Source organism: Enterovirga sp. CN4-39, assembly GCF_049446235.1.
Classification (GTDB): Bacteria; Pseudomonadota; Alphaproteobacteria; order Rhizobiales; family Beijerinckiaceae; genus Enterovirga.
This window is the reverse complement of record NZ_JBMSEF010000002.1, coordinates 184254-200590: the sequence shown is the minus strand read 5'-3', so window position 1 is coordinate 200590 and position 16337 is coordinate 184254. Positions and strand designations below refer to the sequence as shown.

Here is a 16337-nt window from a genome sequence, read left to right as displayed (position 1 = left end):
ACGGCGCGTTACGCCGCAGGCTCGTTCGCGTCGCCGCCAGCCGCCGCCATCGCGGCCGCCGCCTTGGCCTTCAGGTCGCGCGCATTGGCGAGTTCCTGGGCCTTCTTGCCGGGCTGCGCCTTCTTCGGGTTGTTGCGGGCCGGACGCTGGGCGAGGCCGGCGGCATCGAGGAAGCGCAGGACGCGGTCGGTCGGCTGGGCACCCTTCGTGAGCCAGGCCTGGACCTTCTCGGTCTCGAGCGTCACGCGGGACGGGTCGTCCTTCGACTTCATCGGATCGTAGGTGCCGACCTTCTCGATGAAGCGGCCGTCACGCGGGGAGCGCGAGTCGGCAATGACGATGCGGTAGTAGGGACGCTTCTTGGCGCCGCCGCGGGCGAGACGGATCTTCAGGGACACGGTTTTCTCCTAACTCAGCTTGTCCTGGCCGGGCTTGCCCCGGCCATCTCGATGGGTCCTGTGAACGGATGTCCGGTTGCCCGGGACACGCCCGGGCCTGACGGGCTCTCGGCCGTCACTTCTTCTTGCCTCCCCCGAACGGGAAGCCGCCGAGGCCCGGGAGCTTCGGCATACCCGGCCCACCGAGGCCGGGAAGCTTGGGCATTCCGCCCGGCCCGCCGAGGCCAGGCGGGAGGGCGGGCATCTTGCCGCCGGGCATGCCCGGCATGCCGCCGGCGCCGCCCATCTTCTTCTGCAGCTCGGCCATCATTTCAGGCGTCGGCTGCGGCATGCCGCCCATGCCGCCGCCGCCGAGCCCCATCATCTTGCCGAGCATGCCGGAGAGACCCTTCGCCTTGCCGCCGCCCATCATCTTCATGACGTCGGCCATCTGGCGATGCATCTTGAGGAGCTTGTTGATCTCCTCGACCTTGGTGCCCGAACCGGCCGCAATGCGCTTCTTGCGCGAGGCCTTCAGGATATCCGGATTGGCCCGCTCGGCCTTGGTCATGGACGAGATGATGGCGCGCTGGCGCTTCACCATGCCGTCGCCGAGACCGGCCTCCGCGATCTGGTTCTTGATCTTGCCCATGCCGGGCAGCATGCCCATGAGGCCGCCCATGCCGCCCATGCGCTCGACCTGGCCGAGCTGGTCCGACAGGTCGTCGAGGTCGAACTTCCCCCGGCGCATCTTGTCGGCGATCTTCTGCGCCTTGGCGGCGTCGATCGTCTCCGCCGCCTTCTCGACGAGCGAGACGACGTCGCCCATGCCGAGGATGCGGTTGGCGACGCGGCCCGGGTGAAACTCCTCGAGCGCATCGACTTTTTCGCCCGTGCCGACGAGCTTAATCGGCCGGCCGGTCACCGCCCGCATGGAGAGGGCCGCGCCGCCGCGGGCATCGCCATCCATGCGGGTGAGCACGATGCCCGTCACGCCGATGCGGCCATCGAAGGCGCGAGCCGTGTTGACGGCATCCTGACCCGTGAGGGCATCGGCGACGAGCAGGACCTCATGCGCGTCGGTCGCGGCCTTCACGTCCGCCGCCTCGGCCATCAGGGCCTCGTCGACGGTTACGCGGCCGGCGGTGTCGAGCATCACGACGTCGAAGCCGCCGAGCCTTGCGGCCTCCATGGCGCGCCGGGCGATCTGGACGGCGCTCTGGCCGGCGACGATCGGCAGCGTCTCGACCCCGACCTGCTTGCCCAGGATCGCGAGCTGCTCCATCGCGGCCGGGCGCCGCGTATCGAGCGACGCCATCAGCACGCGCCGGCCGGACCGGTCGGTCAGGCGCTTGGCGATCTTTGCCGTCGTGGTCGTCTTGCCCGACCCTTGCAGGCCGACCATCAGGATCGGCACCGGCGGGACCGCATTCAGGTCGATCGTCTCGGCGTCCGAGCCGAGCATCTCGACAAGCTGGTCGTGGACGATCTTGACGACCATCTGGCCGGGCGTGACCGACTTGACGACCTCGGCGCCCACCGCCCGGGTGCGAACCTTGTCGACGAAGCTCCGCACCACCTCGAGCGCGACATCCGCCTCGAGCAGCGCGCGCCGCACTTCCCGCAGGGCGGCGTTGACGTCCTCTTCCGTGAGCGCCCCGCGGCGCGTCAGGCCATCGAGGATCGAGGAGAGTTTTTCGGAGAGACCTTCGAACATGCTACTCGGCCGTCCCACCCATCGAGGCTTCGAGCCGTCTGCTCGCCAGCGCGGCCTCGAAATGATTGACGGCCTTTTCGAACTTGTCGCGGCAGCCGGGATTGCAGAAGCCGACGACGGCCCCGGCATAACGGGTGAGCGAATCCGCCGCGATCGGCTTTCCCGACCACGGGCAGGTCTCGTTCACGGCATCTTCGATGCGCAGTTCCTGGTCCGCCATAGCTTGCACCCATTCGGGCCGCATGTGGCGAGCGTGCGCCCAAACGCCAACAACGCCCGAGGGCGCATCGCGCTGTCGGGCGTTGACCTCCGGCGAAGCCTGTGACGCTGCTGCGTCGGACCCCGGACCGGTCGGCGGCTGAAAAGCTCGCTCGTCTCGATTGTGGCCGTCGACTTAGGCAAGACCTGCCTGAAAGTCAAATTCCGCAGCGACAACCGGCGATTAGACTGCCCTGGCCTGGCACGAGCGGCCTCTATTGCATCGCGTTCTCGGCTGCCGTCATCAAGCCGGAAGCAGGGTTCTGCGCACAATAAGCGCCGAGTTTCTTGCCGTTCTCGGCCATCTTGTCGAAATCGATGACCGGGTCAGCATCCTCATCCGCCATGTAGCCGGTAAGCCACATAAGGACCTGACCATGGAACTCTGAAGGAGCTTTGAGAAATTCGTCGCACTTGATCGTGCCCATGTCGACCTTCTGGGCGCTAGCAGCAGTGCTGGCAACGAAAATCGCGGCGACGGCAAGAACTCGCGCAAGATGCATCGATGATCTCTGAGAGAAGGGACGCCGCCAGAACAACTTCGCACGCGCCCGACCGATCGTCGACTCGACTTTAGCTGGAGGAGACCCCCTGCCTCACCCGCCAACCAGCACAGTGAACTCTCCCTTCGCGATCGGATCGGGGCCTCCAAGCGCCTCGAGCACCTTGTCGCCTTGCCGGCAGAGCGGGAGGCCGTTGACAAGCACCGTCTGCGATCCGTCGATCACGTAGCCGGGACCGTGCGGCGGGACCGGGGTGGGGATCGGGCAGACGTGCATGTCCGGCGCGCCCATCCCGCCCGTCGAGGCAGCTGCCCCCGCTGCCAATCCGCTCATCAGCGAACTCATCGCCGTGGCGGCAGCCGTCTTCGCCGCCTGCTCCGCCGCATAGGCGGCGGGTGCGCCGGGCGTTCCGGCCGCCGCAACGGTGGCCGCCTCCGCAGTCTTGATGACGGCGTCGCTCGCCTGCTGGGCCGCTTGCAGGGCGGCCGCGGCTGCAGCCGGAAGCCCCCGCCAGGCGGGCAGCTTTCCGATGAGCACGTTAGGGCTGCCGGGTCCGGGATTGAGCGGCGGGCCATGCGAGGTGATGTCGGTGACCCGCGCGGCTGGACGTCCCATGTGGCACCACCTCGAGCAGTCGGGCGCAGCCGATAATGTGCCAGAATGGCCGCCCCCCGTCGAGCAGCCGCGCCGGGCGCGCTAGTTAACCAACACTTAACGAAGCGGTCGACAGCGCCGTCAGGCGCGCTATCCGTTCTGTGCTCCCGGGCGGGCACGGGGCCATAGCTCAAGGCAGAGCGCTTCGTAAGAAGAGGTGGGCGGTTCGACTCCGCTCTGGTTCCACCAATCCGCCGACGCTCGGGCGGGTTGAAGTCGTTCTGATAACCTTTTCTTGTGAGACACTGCGCTACACCGGTCCTGCGGCCCGGTGGAGGAGTGGCTACTCACGAGCGGTGCAACGTTCTGCAGCCCTGGTTCAAATCCAGGGCCGGGCCTCCAGTTTTCAAGAAGCATCGACCCCAAATGGGAACGGCGCCCGAAGGCGCCGTTTCTGTTGCTAGGCTTTCCCGAGCCCCGGATGGTTACGCCGCGAGGCGAACCTCACCCATGTCAACGTTGTCGTTGGCATTTGTGAATTTGCACTATCAGGGCCGTAGCTCAGCCCAATCGCAGCCTAGCCTTTACCGCGCCTAGTCGAACCCAAGTCGCCCCCGTCAGGAACGCACGAACCCATGCGCTCCTGGTGGAGGCGGCGGGAATTGAACCCGCGTCCTAAACGCCTATTCCACTCTGCCTCTACGATCATAGCCGGGTTGCCCCGACCTCCTGAATATAGGCGACCCGGCGCCCTGCGCCAAGGGTGCCCGAAGCGGAGTTTCAGTCGTCCTCGGTGTTGCACGGCCAATGCTTCGGGGCGGTCAGCCCCGCGGGAAGCTTGGTCTGAGGAGTTCCGCAGGCGAGGTCGATCTGGGCCTGGGTCAAACCGCTCGACTTTGTGAGATCCGCGCCCCCAAGCTGTGCACGATAGAGATACGTGCCGGTGAACTTGGCGCCGTCGAGATGTGCACCGTCGAGCCGCGCGCGGGACAGGTTGGAGTAGCTGAAATCCGCCTGTCCCAGTGCGGCCTTCGTGAGGTCCACCCGTGCCAACTCCGCCCGGGACATTCGGGCGCCGGTCAGGTCCGCGCCCTCGAAATCGGATCGGTTCATCTCCGATTTCAGGAAGTTCGCACCCGCAAGCTTGGCCTTCTCGAAATTGGCGCGGCTCATCTGCGCCATCTCCAGGCTCGCCTGCGTGAGGTTCGCGCCCTTGAAGGAAGTGCGCCAGCCGACTGCCCGCGAGAGATCGGCATTCGAGAGATCCGCGCCATCGAGTCGAGCGAAGCTCAGCTCGGTTTCGCCCATCTTGGCCCCTTTGAGGCTTGCGCCTTCAAGGGTCGTCGACGTGAGCATCGCATTGGGCATCGTGGCCCCGGAGAGGTCCGTCCGATCGAGGAGGAGCGAGGTCTTGCTGCAGCCCTTCCAGTCCACCTTCGGCTCCGGGGCGGACCTGCAATCCGCAGCGGCCGGACCGGAGCCCATGACGAGGGCCGCAATCAGGGCCGCGACATAAACCGCCGATGAGGGCTGAACCATGTCCGGTCTCACATCTCTGCGGCGCCCCGGACGTCGGATGGAGCGCCTTCCGCATCATACCACGAACCCCGTCGGAGCTGGGGGGCCAACGCTGGGACTGGGCGACGGCAGGGGGAGCTACGCTCCCACGGCCGATTCGCGAACCGCGGACCGGAATCTGTCAATCCTTGCCGCAATTCCTAATCTTCGTTAATCTTCCTTAACCACAAGTTTGTGGCCAAGGAGCCGATGCGAGGCTCGGATCGGCGTATGCGTAAGTTCGAGTATCCTCTCGCAAGAGCAAGGCGCATCCGGTCGCAGAGGGCGTCGTTCGGCGGCTCGTCACTGCTGCTCTGCGCCGGACTGGCCTTCATCTTTGTCGCCCCGGACGAAGGTAGAACGCCTGGCGCCGCTTCAGTTTCGCCGACGATCGAGGTGCACGCCGCCCAGGCAATGGCTCCCCTCCCGCGTCGGCAGATCTCTCTGCCGATCGATCGGGTCATGAACGCCGCGCCGGACGTGATGGGCCGCGAACAGGCACCCGACATCTGGTCGACCCCTCTCCAGATTGGCGAGGCGTCCGAGGAGGAACTCGCCGGGACGGGGCAGCCCGCGTTCGCAGCGGCAGACTCGGGCGTCGATGGGCTAGATCTTCAGGAGCAGAAGCCTCTGCCGAGCATTCTGTTCAGCCTCGCCAGCCTGATAGACGAGAAGGTGCCGATCGAGGGGGAGCGGGAGAGCGGAAGGCCCGCTGAGCCGGGCGCCGATAGCCCGGTGGCTGCCACCGCCCAGCAGCCTTTGCCCACGTTTCGCGCACTTGGGGGCAGGTGGGCTCCTCATCCCGCGGCATGTTCCCAGCGCAATCGGACGGCCTACCTGCCGCTCACGCTCGACGAGCGCGGGGCGAAAGCGGGATCGGCATCGTGCACGTTCAGGCGGACGGAACAGAACGGCCTGCGCTGGCTGGTCAGTGCCGCGTGCAGCGGCCCGGGCGAGAGTTGGAACGCGCAGATCCGGCTGGCCCTGGCGGGAGACAAGCTCACCTGGGCGAGCGAGCGGGGAACTCAGGTCTACACACGCTGCCGCTGAGCGGGCTGGAATGCGAGAGGCCGTGCCGCGTTGCTTCGGGCCGATCAGTACAGATGAAAGATCCCATTCTCGATCGCGACGAACAGAATACAGCCGAGGATCGTCGCGGCGATCAGGATGTTGCAGAGCCCCATGGCGAGGGTCCAGCCAAGCGGATCGGCTGCCGCGCTACCCTCGTCGGGGTGGAAATTCTGTTCCGTCCACTTCACGACATCAAGTAAACAGCCCTGCAATGCTCGCGTCTACGTCAGGCTTAACAGCTGGTTAATGCGGCTCTCCTGCCGGCCCGCAGCCCTCGTCAGTGTATCGGCCAGACTGCAAGGATGAGCGGCACTCCGACGGCGATCACGATGATCGAGAGCGGCAGCCCGAGCCGCGCATAATCGCCGAACTTGTAGCCTCCGGGGCCCATCACGAGCGTGTTGCACTGGTGCCCGATCGGCGTGAGGAAATCGCAGGCGGCGCCGATCGCGACCGCCATGAGAAAAGCGTCGGGTTTAAAGCCGAGCCCGGTCGCGAAACCCGCCGCGATCGGCGCCATGACCAGCACGGTTGCGGCGTTGTTGAGGAAGGGCGTCACCGCCATCGCCGCCATGAGGATCAGGGTGAGCGCGCCCCAGGGAGGTAGGCCACCCGCCACATGGGTCAGCCATCCCGAGAGCAAGTCTGTGGTCCCGGTAGTCCGCAAGGCATCGCTGACCGGGATCAGCGTCGCCAGCATGACCAGGATTGGCCACTCGATCGAGTCGTAGGCCTCCCGGATGGGCAGGGCTCCGAACAGGATCAGGAAGGCGGCGGCGCCGAAGAACGCGACGGCGACCGGCACGACACTGAAGGCCAGGAGCACCACCGTTGCTGCCACGATGGCGACGGTCAGCCAGGCCCGGCGTGCACTCCCGAGTTGCAAGGCCCGCTCGGCGAGCGGCAGCAGCCCGAGTTCGCGCATCCGCTCGGGAACGATGTCCAGATCGCCCTGCAGCACCAGCACGTCGCCGGCGCGGAGCCTGATGTCCCGAAGCCGCTCGGTGAAGCGCTTGTTCGAGCGGCTGACGGCCAGGATGTTGAGCTGGAAGCGCTCGTGCACGGCCAGGCGTCGAGCGGAATGCCCGATCAGGAGCGAGTTCGGGCCGATGACGGCCTCGACCACGCCGATTTCGTGCGAGGGATCCGCGGCCTCGACCGCTCGGCGCTCAGCCTCCAACTTCAACTCGGCCCGCGCCACCACACGTTCGAGCGCGTCCGGCTCCCCCTCGAGGAGCACGATGTCCCCCGCCTTCAGCGTCGCGTCCGGCAGGGGCGAAAGGCTCTGGGTGTTGTTGCGGACGATCGTCGTGACAGTGACGTCGCCCTCGGCCAGGCGCTTGAGATCGGAGACCGTCTGCCCTGCGAGCGGCGAGCCTTCGGGAATGGCCGCCTCGGTGATGTAGTCCTTGATGTCGAGCGCCTCGTCGAGCGTCGCTGCCCCGCGCCGGTCCCGCGGGAGCAATCTGTACCCGAACGCCAGGAACGCGACGCCCGCCGCGGCAAGGCCAAGGCCCACCGGAGCGAAGTCGAACATCTTGAACGGCTCGCCCACGATCTCGCCGCGGACGCGGGAGACGATGATGTTGGGCGAGGTTCCGATCAGCGTGATGATGCCTCCAAGCAACGCGCCGAAGGACATGGGCATCAGAAACACCGACGGGGACTTGCCGCTGCGCCGAGCGATCTGGAACGCGACCGGGATGAGCATCGCGAGCGCGCCGATATTCTTGATGATGGCCGACAGGACCGTCACCGTGCCGACCAGCACGACGACCTGGGAGCGCGTCGTTCGGGCATAGGGCGCGACCTGGCGCAGCGCATGCTCCATGACGCCGGAACGGCCCACCGCTGCGCTGACGACCAGCGCGCTCGCGACGATGATGACGATGTCGTCGCTGAAACCCGAGAAGGCTTCCTTCGGGCTCACGATACCGGCGGCCAGTGCGGCCAGCAGGGCCAGCGCCCCGACTAGGTCGTAGCGGAACCTCCCCCACAGGAAGAGCCCCATCATGGCGACGAGGATCGAAACGGCAAGAATTTGGGGGGTGGTCATCGCGCCCGGAGTGGCGGACCGATCGCCCGCGCCAACGAAAGCACGAGCCCGCCTCCGAGTTCCGGAGTCGGGCGAGGCCCCCGGTTACGCCGGTCTATTTGCCGAAAGCGCGACGAACCCGGGCCGTGATCGAGCGAATACCGGAGACGACCTCATCCTGGTCGCGGCGCTCCTCCGTGCAGGGCCTGCAGGGAGCGCACGCGCCGCCGAGGCCGGTACCCTCGACGGCGCATGAGAGCTGCGGCGGCTCAGCCGCCTCAACGCGTCAGCGAGTCCCCAGGGACGTTCCGATCGTATTGAACGCGGTGTTGAGGTTCGTACCGATCGTCGAGAGCGCACCGATGATGACGACGGCGATGAGGGCGGCGATGAGCCCGTACTCGATCGCGGTCGCGCCCGAGTCGTCGCGGACGAAGGTCTTCGTGATCCTGCTTAGCTTTGCCATGGTCTGGTCTCCGAAAAGGCTCCGAGACCATGGCAGCCAAGCCTGGACGATTGCTTAAGCGGAAGGGTTACGAACGGCTTGCGGGGCAGATGCTAATTCTGCTCAGTCCGCCGAAGACCGGCCGGGATACGGAGGCAGGCCTTGCGTGACGGAACGTGCTGGCCATGTCCGGGGCCGGGTTGCAAGCGCACGAAACAGCCTCATGTGTGTCTGGACTCCGGACAAGCCGGCCCCGCTCGCCATGGATCGCCATGATCTCCTTCTCCGTTCTTGATCTCGCACCGGTTCCCCAGGGCTCGTCGCCCGGTGCCGCGCTGCGGAATTCGCTCTCTCTGGCCCGCCTGGCGGAGGCGCGCGGATACAAGCGCTTCTGGGTCGCCGAGCACCACAACATGATCGGCATCGCGAGCGCGGCGACGTCGGTCGTCATCGGCTACCTCGCGGGCGGGACCAGCACCATCCGGGTCGGGTCGGGTGGCATCATGCTGCCGAACCACGCGCCGCTCGTCATTGCGGAGCAGTTCGGGACCCTCGAAGCGCTATACCCCGGCCGCATCGACCTCGGCCTCGGCCGGGCTCCCGGCACCGATGGGAGGACGCTGCGGGCACTGCGGCGGGATCCTTCCGCAGCGGACCGGTTCCCTCAGGATGTGCTCGAGTTGCAGGCGCTGCTTGGCCCCGTCCAGCCGGACCAGGTCATCAGGGCCGTCCCAGGGGCGGATTCGAACGTCCCCCTCTGGATCCTCGGCTCCAGCCTGTTTGGCGCGCAGCTCGCGGCCATGCTCGGCTTGCCCTACGCCTTCGCCTCGCATTTCGCCCCCGAGGCGCTGCTCCCGGCTATCCGGGTCTATCGCGAGCGGTTCGAGCCCTCGGCACAGCTCGAACGGCCTTATGTCATGGCAGGCGTGAACGTGGTCGTGGCGGATACCGACGAGGAGGCTCGCCGGCTCTTCACCTCGCCCCAGCAGAGCTTCACGAACCTGGTGCGCGGCACGAGGGGCCAGTTGCCTCCACCCATCGACGACATCGAATCCTACTGGTCGCCGGCCGAGAAGGCACAGGCCTCCGCCATGCTGTCCCGGTCCTTTGTGGGATCCCCGGAGCGGGTGCGGGATGGTCTCCAGCGCTTCGTCGCCGAGACGGGCGTCGACGAGATCATGGTGGCATCGGCCATATTCGACCACGAGGCGAGGTTGCGGTCTTACGATCTCCTGGCGGGCGTGAGGGAGCAGCTCGCCCCGGCCGGCGCCGCCCCGTAGCATCCGAACGCGGGGCGGCTCGACCTCGCTTTCGGGTTCAGCCGAACGCACCGACCTCGTGCTGGATGGCGCCCGTGATCTCCCGCACGAGGTCGAAGGATCGCCGCATCGGTTCGAACAGGTCCCGATGCAGCGGCCCGTAGGTGCCGCCCTCCCGGGGCCCGGGCGGCTCGCCGAAATCGACACCCTCGGTGGGATCGGGCCGGAGCGGGAACGTTTCCGCGAGGAGGTCCAGCGAGCCCGGGATGTCGAGGCGAAGGATGCGCTCCAGGAGCGCCGAGCGGCTGAGCCCTGCCTGCGGCCGGAAATCCGGGACGTGCGTCGCAGACAGCCAGATCCGGTGAATGATCGCGAGCCTCAGGGCATGCAGGGCCGCAAGTCGCGCCGGCATCTCGGGCAGATTGCCCGCCACGCCCTTGAGCCTGAGCCGATCCGCCACGAGCCGTCCGAATAGCCGACGCAGGGCGGGTGCGAGGTCAAGTCGCTCGAGCGCGTCGGCGACACCAAGGAGTTCGTCGCGGCGCTGGTCCCGACCCGTCCGCCTGGCCCGGTCGTACCAGGTCCCGGGATCAAGCGTGTCCACATAGGCGCGGATCACGTCCAGGTCGCTGCAGGACATCGCGTACTCGGCCAGGCGATAGGCCCGCTCGAAGCGATCGGAGCGCGACCGCATGGTTTCGAACAACTCGGGCGCCCGCGCTGCGCCGTGGCCGATGCCGTGGAAGCTGTTGGCGAGCCAGCCGAGCTGGTGGAGGATCGCGTTGTTCGGAATGGCCCGCAATTCGCGGGGGTGCCGGAGCCTCGCCGGCCCCGCTCCCTCTGCCTGGCGCGCCACCGGGCGCGAGCCCGTCTTGTCGAGGAGAGCCGGCCCGAATGTACCGATGAGCGCCGCGTAACCGGGATCGTCGACGAGCGCGACCATCTCCTGGCGCAGCGTCTGGAAGAACTCGGTGGCGAAATCCGGCTCGTCGTAGATCGGATCACGGTCCGTCGGAGCCGGCGCGAGAACCTGCTCGGCGATCCGCGCAATCGTCGCCGTCGCGAGCGGCCGGGTGCCGAACAGGGCATAGCCGTCCGTGCCCTGGAAACTCGTTTCGCGGGCGATCCGGATGCCGGCCTTCGCGAAGAGTTCCTCGCTGTGCGGCGGCGACAGATAGAGAAGGCGGTCGGCGAGGCTCCCCGGATGGGCGCCGCGGCCGGGCGATTCCCCGTGCGTGTCGAACAGGACGAGTTCCACATCCTGCAGGCCGTATTGGGCCATCAGCTCGCAGATGCGCAGTCGCAGCCGCTCGACCCAGTAGGTCGCCGCGACCTGCCCGATATAGCGGCCGGAATCCGAGTAGCCGAACTGGATGCAGAGCCGGCCCTGCCGGCGCAGGTAGCTGCGCCAGTGCGGGCTGCGTAGCGCCTCGTCGATGATCCGCGGCCCCTGCTCCAGGGCCTCGGAGGTCTCGAAGAGCGGCGAGATCTCGAGCCGGTCGGCAATGCCGAACCGGCTGGCGAGCCAGAGCGCCGACAGAAGCGTGTAGCCGGTCTCCGTCTCGGCGATCAGGAACCGGACCGGACGCGAGCCGTCGAGATGTTTGAGGATCTGGGCGATCGTCATCAGCATGCGGGTCGCGGACGCCCGCTCGGCTGCAAGCGCACCGAAATCGACCGGGACCGTCTCCACCCGCTCGAGGGCGGAATTCATGGCGGCGAGGTAGGCGCGCCGCTGGGCCGGCTGGGTCGGATCGCCGTCGAGCGAGATCATGCCGCGCAGAGCGTTGTGGATCTGCGAGGCGTTGAGCCGGAAATGCGGCAACGCGATCGAGACGCCATGCGCCTTGCAGCCGGCCCGGATCAGGCAGAGCGGCATCCGCTCTTCATCATCCGCGGCCCGATCTATGGCGCCGTCGAGCAGAGCCAGAAGACCGGAGGCATCCGGCAGTGCCGTCTCCCGCCCATGCACAAGCGCCAGGGAGAAGGCCCGCAAGTCCTCGACGCTCGGCTCCGAGCCTGTCGGCGGCGCGAGCGCGACCTGCCGCTCGACGGCTGCAAGAGCCTGTTCCACCAACGAGCGGATTTCAGCCGTGTTGGCGCCGGGCGGGAGTTTCTCCAGGATCCGGCTGAATTGCCCACGCTTGGATTCGAGGCGGTATCGCAGCGTGTCCCACCAGCCGATATCGGTGCGGCCGTCCGTGTCGCAGCCGACCCACGACCCGAGCGCGACAGGTCGCGGCGCGAGGGCCTGCCAGCTTGTGGGCCAGCGCTCGCGCGCCTCTCGCAACAGAGCCTCGTTCAGGCTGTCGATCGCGTCGCGCGCGTGCCGGACGGCATATCGCGCCTGCTCGAACTCGTCGTGGAGCGTGATGGCGGTGTCGGGCCGGAACGACAATCCGCCATCACCGTCCGGCTCGAAATCCCCGGCGGGATCCGGCGCAGTCGCCGCCTCGGCGATCCTTTGCGCGAGATCACGGCGCATGCCGAAGGTCGGGTGCGCCGTGAATACGGCCGCGAAGCTTGTGCGCTGGACCGTCGCGGCAAAGCGGGCGAAGCCGTCCGTATCCTCGGGGCACGCCTCGGCGACGAGGGCCGCCACTCGCGCCAGGGGAGCGCCCGGATCGCCGTCCAGACCGACATAGCTCCTCAGCCGTGCCGCCCGCTCAGCCAGGGCCTCCCGCCCGAGATGACGGATCACGCCGAGCGCTTCCGCATCGTCGATCTCACCGCGGTCCATGCGGCGGGTAAGCCAAAGGGCGACCCAGAGGATCGGGTTTCCGAACGGATCCTCCTTCGCGCCTTCCCGGGCGGTCGCGAGCGCTGCCTCGATCTCGGCAGCGAGCGCTGCGGGATCCGTCTGCCGGCTGTCGGCCTCGTGGTGCGGATCGGTCATGGGCGCCCCTCGGAAACACCGAAGCAATCACCGTACCGCCAGCGGCACCGATCGCGAACGAGGCGTCGGTTCACCTCGCTCGCCCGCGTCGCCGCGGCTTACCGCGCCGCCGGGACCTGCTCGTGGACGATTACGACGTCTGCTCGCGCCTGATCATCTGTGCCGCCCGCTCGCCGATGATCGCGCAGGGCGCCTGGGTGTTTCCGGTCGTCACCCGCGGCATGATCGAGGCGTCCGCAACGCGCAGAGCGTCCACGCCGTAGACCTTGAGCGAGGCATCGACGACCGACATGGAATCCCGCCCCATCTTGGCCGTGCAGCTCTGGTGCCAGTACGTGACGGCGGCGTCCCGGATGAACTCCTTCAGGGCGTTTCCACGAAGGTCGCCCGGCATGGTCTCGCCTTTCACAAAGGGCCGGAAAGCGGCTGCGTTGCCCAGGCTGCGGCACAGCTCGACGCAGGCAAGAGCCGTCTGCATGTCGGCAGGATCGGACATCATGTTCGCGTCAATCTCCAGCGGCGCCGAGGGATCGGCGCTTTGAAGCCGGAGGCAGCCGCGGCTCGCCGGGTGCGCGAGACCGGCAAACATCGTCCAGCCATGCGCCGGCACCCCTCGGGCTGCGGTCCGCTCGCTGGGAACCGGAAACTCCACCTGGCAGAACAGGACGTCGGGTGCGTCGAGTTCGGGACGGCTCGTCCAGTAGAGGGTCGCCTCGCTTCCGCTGTTCCGCGGCGCGATCGGCTCCGCGTACTCCCAGAGACAGCCGAACGAGACGTGGTCCTGGAGATTCCGTCCGACGCCCGGCAGGTGCTGCACCACCGGGATGCCGAAGCGGGTGAGCTCGGCACGATCCCCGATCCCTGAATGCATCAGCACCTTTGGCGTCTGCATCGCACCGAGGGAGAGGACAACCTGCTCGCTGGCGCCGATGGTCAGGATCTCGCCTTCGCGAAGCACCTCGACGCCGATCGCGCGCCGGCCCTCGAACACAACGCGGCGCACCGTCGTCCCGGTTAGGACCGTCAGGTTCGGACGATCCAGCCAGGGACGGACATAGGCCCGGAAGAGCGAATGCCGGCGACCGTCGCGGACCAGAATGTCCGTGATCGCGGCACCGCCCTGCCCTTCCATCATCTCCCCGTTGGGATGATCGAAGCGCGGGATGCCGAGTTCCTGGGCGGCATCGAGCATTGCCCCGGCGATGGGGTTCGGATCGGATGCGGGCTGCACCCAGACGGGCCCCGACGTTCCGCGGTGTCTCGGGTCGGGCGCGCCCTGCCAGTTCTCGATCCGGCGGTAGATCTGGAGGACGCTGTCATAGCCCCAGCCTGGGTCGCCCGCCTCGGCGGCGAAGAAGTCCCAGTCGGTGCGGTGTCCGTGCGCCCAGACCGTCACGTTGATGCTGGATCCCCCTCCGAGTCCCTTGCCCATTGACATCGGAAGTGTCCGTCCGTTCAGGTGAGGGTTCGGCTGCGCCTGGAATCCCCAATCGCGTTCGCTGCCCAGATTCGTGGGCCAGAGGGACGGGTTCAGGACCGCTTCCACGTCGTCACTGCCGCCCGCCTCGATCAGCAGCACCCGGGCGGCCGGATCCTCGGCGAGCCGACGCGCGACAACGGACCCGGACGCGCCGGCGCCGCACACGACGAAATCGTAGCTTGCGCTCAGCCCGGCGGTGAGCCGCGCCTGGTTCTCCTGCGCGCGGCGCGAGAAGTCCGGATCTTCGGAAACGAATTGGGTCATGATCGAGATGTCCTTCTGCAAGCGGCTTTCGAAGTCGCGACGCGTGTGTTTGAGGGGCCGCGCCGGCGCCGGGAGCCGCACCCGAGGCGAGGCCGACGGCGCGCGCTGATCTGGCGCGGGGCTCCGGGACGGTCGGGGGCGCTCGCCTAGGCGGCGCCTTCCATCACGTCCGCCATGAAGCGGGAGACGAGGAGGTTGAACTCCGTCGCGGCGTGCCAGAACGGGGCATGGCCGGCGTCGAGCCGGTGGCAGCGGCCGTTCCACAGCTTCGGGAAGGTCACGGTGTCGATGTAGTCGAGGTTGATCAGCGGATCGGCTGCGCCGTTGATCACGGCGATCGGAACCGAGCTCCTCTCCACCGCAAGACGCTGGTCGACACCTTCGCCCGTGCGCGCGGCCTGGAAGAGCCGCTCCCGGCACCGCCCATCGGACCGGACGATCGCGCGAGAGAGAAAAGGCTCGACCGGCTTGCCGAAGACCGCCTGCCCGAATGCCTCGACCTCGGGACGAGACAGATGCCTGCGACCGGCCGAACGGAGATGGGGCGAGGAGAGGAAGCCTTCCGCCATCCCACCCCGGCGGACCGGCGGGGCGCCAATGATGACGAGCCCCCTGATCCCCCGGATGCGGGACAGCATCTCGATCGCAACGTGACCGCCGAGCGACCAGCCCAGCACGACGACTTTATCCAAGCCCAGGATGTCCAGGACTTGAGTGGCCGCATCGGCCAACCCTCCGAGCGTGTAGGTGCCGAGGGGTTCGGCCGCATCTTCGGATTCGCCATGGCCCGGCAGATCGAAGGTGATCAGCCGGCACCCGTGCGCGAGCCCGCCCTCGACCTGGCGACGGAACACCTCGCGAGAGGAGGAATTCCCGTGAATCAGCAGGAGCGGCGTTCCGCTTCCACCCGTATCCTCCACCATCAGGCGACCGTGCGAGGTGGCGATCCTCCGCGCGCTCATCACGCGGACCGTCGCGCCGAGTGGCGCGACACGGCCGCGCGTTGTGGGTTCTGAAGGGGTGGCGTGGCTCCCCAGCCGATCTCGTCCAGGAAGGCCAGCAGTGCGGCGTTGACCTCCTCCGGCCGCTCGAGCCCGGCGCTGTGTCCGGCGCCCTGGATCACCACCAGTTCGGCCGGGAACAGGTCCGCCATGATGCGGCTCTCGTCCGGCGGCCTGCCCTGGTCGTTCGCTCCGGCGAGGATCAGCGTCGGCGCTTTGATGCCAGCCAGCACGCCAAGCGCATCGGGGCGATCGAAGATCAGGCGCCCGAGCGGCACGACCGACTGGCGCAGCCTGCCGGGACTGAAACGGCGGAGCCGCTCGCGCAAGCACTGCGGCAGGTAGGGGGCACGCTGCTCGATGCCCTGCGCGAAGAAGAGCGGCGTGATCGCGGCCATGAGGCCGTCTCCGATCCGTCCCTCCGCCTCGATCTGGTCGAGCATCGCGGCGTAGTAGAGACGCTTGGGTTCCGGCTCTTTTCCGAGAGAGGTGTTCATCAGCACGAGGCCGGCGACCCGCTCCGGGGCGCGGGCGGCGAGATGCGCACCCCACATTCCACCGACCGAGCACCCGACGATGACGCAGCGGTCAATCTCGAGCTGGTCGAGCATTTCGAGCATCTGGGCCGCCACGTCGGCCAGCGAAGCGGTGCCCGAGGGCAGCGGGCCGGAATCGCCATGCCCCCACAATTCGGGGACGATGACCCGGCAGCGCGACGCGAGGGCCTGCATCTGCGGCTGCCACATCCGCCAGTCCCAGAGATAGCTCTGGCCGAGCACGACCGCCGGGCCCCGCCCTTCCTCCACGACAGCCAGGACGCTGTCCCCGACAGCGATCTGATGGCGTAGGCGCGGGGTGTAGTCGCCGTTCATCTTGATCT

The 16337-nt window shown here is 67.7% G+C and carries 15 protein-coding genes, 2 tRNA genes and 1 other RNA gene; 4 read left to right on the top strand and 14 right to left on the bottom strand.

From position 1 onward, the window contains the following. Positions 1-8: 8 nt before the first annotated feature. The 5 genes from rpsP to ACO2SS_RS04680 form a co-directional block, all read right to left on the bottom strand. On the bottom strand, positions 9-398 hold the full coding sequence (gene rpsP / locus ACO2SS_RS04700) for a 30S ribosomal protein S16 (RefSeq protein ID WP_423276429.1): 390 nt from the start codon (positions 396-398) through the stop codon (positions 9-11). A 115-nt stretch (positions 399-513) separates the two neighbouring features. Further along, positions 514-2094 (bottom strand): signal recognition particle protein, encoded by a 1581-nt coding sequence (gene ffh / locus ACO2SS_RS04695; protein WP_423276428.1) that lies wholly within the window; start codon positions 2092-2094, stop codon positions 514-516. A 1-nt stretch (position 2095) separates the two neighbouring features. Beyond that, positions 2096-2314: a glutathione S-transferase gene (locus ACO2SS_RS04690; RefSeq protein WP_423276427.1), complete on the bottom strand. Its 219-nt coding sequence runs from the start codon at positions 2312-2314 to the stop codon at positions 2096-2098. Positions 2315-2567: 253 nt separating this feature from the next. Then, positions 2568-2855, bottom strand: coding sequence for an HdeA/HdeB family chaperone (locus tag ACO2SS_RS04685; protein ID WP_423276426.1), 288 nt, complete (start codon positions 2853-2855; stop codon positions 2568-2570). Positions 2856-2948: 93 nt separating this feature from the next. Beyond that, positions 2949-3470 carry a PAAR domain-containing protein gene (locus ACO2SS_RS04680; protein WP_423276425.1) on the bottom strand — a complete coding sequence of 174 codons (522 nt, stop codon included), beginning with the start codon at positions 3468-3470 and terminating at the stop codon, positions 2949-2951. 158 nt (positions 3471-3628) lie between these two features. Between ACO2SS_RS04680 and ACO2SS_RS04675 the strand changes: the two genes are divergently transcribed. Together ACO2SS_RS04675 and ACO2SS_RS04670 are read left to right on the top strand one after the other, a co-directional pair. Further along, positions 3629-3698, top strand: a tRNA-OTHER gene (locus ACO2SS_RS04675). A 76-nt stretch (positions 3699-3774) separates the two neighbouring features. Then, a tRNA-OTHER gene (locus ACO2SS_RS04670) sits at positions 3775-3851 on the top strand. Between the two features lie 41 nt (positions 3852-3892). Here the strand turns inward: ACO2SS_RS04670 and ssrA are convergent. Together ssrA and ACO2SS_RS04660 are read right to left on the bottom strand one after the other, a co-directional pair. After that, positions 3893-4214: a transfer-messenger RNA gene (ssrA, locus tag ACO2SS_RS04665) on the bottom strand. 15 nt (positions 4215-4229) lie between these two features. Further along, positions 4230-4988 (bottom strand): pentapeptide repeat-containing protein, encoded by a 759-nt coding sequence (locus ACO2SS_RS04660; protein ID WP_423276424.1) that lies wholly within the window; start codon positions 4986-4988, stop codon positions 4230-4232. A 480-nt stretch (positions 4989-5468) separates the two neighbouring features. On the opposite strand from ACO2SS_RS04660, the gene ACO2SS_RS04655 reads away from it, so the two are divergent. Continuing rightward, positions 5469-6056, top strand: coding sequence for a hypothetical protein (locus ACO2SS_RS04655; protein WP_423276423.1), 588 nt, complete (start codon positions 5469-5471; stop codon positions 6054-6056). Between the two features lie 44 nt (positions 6057-6100). On the opposite strand, the gene ACO2SS_RS04650 is transcribed toward ACO2SS_RS04655, so the two are convergent. From ACO2SS_RS04650 to ACO2SS_RS04640, 3 genes are all read right to left on the bottom strand, one after another. Continuing rightward, complete coding sequence (locus ACO2SS_RS04650; protein WP_423276422.1) at positions 6101-6265, bottom strand: hypothetical protein; 165 nt, start codon at positions 6263-6265, stop codon at positions 6101-6103. Between the two features lie 89 nt (positions 6266-6354). Then, positions 6355-8133, bottom strand: coding sequence for an SLC13 family permease (locus ACO2SS_RS04645; RefSeq protein WP_423276421.1), 1779 nt, complete (start codon positions 8131-8133; stop codon positions 6355-6357). A 265-nt stretch (positions 8134-8398) separates the two neighbouring features. Beyond that, on the bottom strand, positions 8399-8578 hold the full coding sequence (locus tag ACO2SS_RS04640) for a Flp family type IVb pilin (protein WP_423276420.1): 180 nt from the start codon (positions 8576-8578) through the stop codon (positions 8399-8401). 251 nt (positions 8579-8829) lie between these two features. Here ACO2SS_RS04640 and ACO2SS_RS04635 point away from each other — a divergent pair, with 251 nt between their 5' ends. Then, a complete protein-coding gene (locus ACO2SS_RS04635; RefSeq protein WP_423276419.1) occupies positions 8830-9837 on the top strand; it encodes an LLM class flavin-dependent oxidoreductase in 1008 nt (335 codons plus the stop codon). A 37-nt stretch (positions 9838-9874) separates the two neighbouring features. Here ACO2SS_RS04635 and ACO2SS_RS04630 read toward each other — a convergent pair whose 3' ends face one another. From ACO2SS_RS04630 to ACO2SS_RS04615, 4 genes are all read right to left on the bottom strand, one after another. Next, complete coding sequence (locus tag ACO2SS_RS04630) at positions 9875-12712, bottom strand: phosphoenolpyruvate carboxylase (RefSeq protein WP_423276418.1); 2838 nt, start codon at positions 12710-12712, stop codon at positions 9875-9877. 130 nt (positions 12713-12842) lie between these two features. Then, positions 12843-14456: a GMC family oxidoreductase gene (locus ACO2SS_RS04625; RefSeq protein ID WP_423276417.1), complete on the bottom strand. Its 1614-nt coding sequence runs from the start codon at positions 14454-14456 to the stop codon at positions 12843-12845. Between the two features lie 146 nt (positions 14457-14602). Next, entirely contained in the window at positions 14603-15418 is an 816-nt protein-coding gene (locus tag ACO2SS_RS04620) for an alpha/beta fold hydrolase (protein WP_423276416.1), read from the bottom strand. Beyond that, positions 15418-16329: an alpha/beta fold hydrolase gene (locus tag ACO2SS_RS04615; protein ID WP_423276415.1), complete on the bottom strand. Its 912-nt coding sequence runs from the start codon at positions 16327-16329 to the stop codon at positions 15418-15420. Before ACO2SS_RS04615 ends, ACO2SS_RS04620 begins: the two co-directional genes overlap by 1 nt. Positions 16330-16337: the final 8 nt, after the last annotated feature.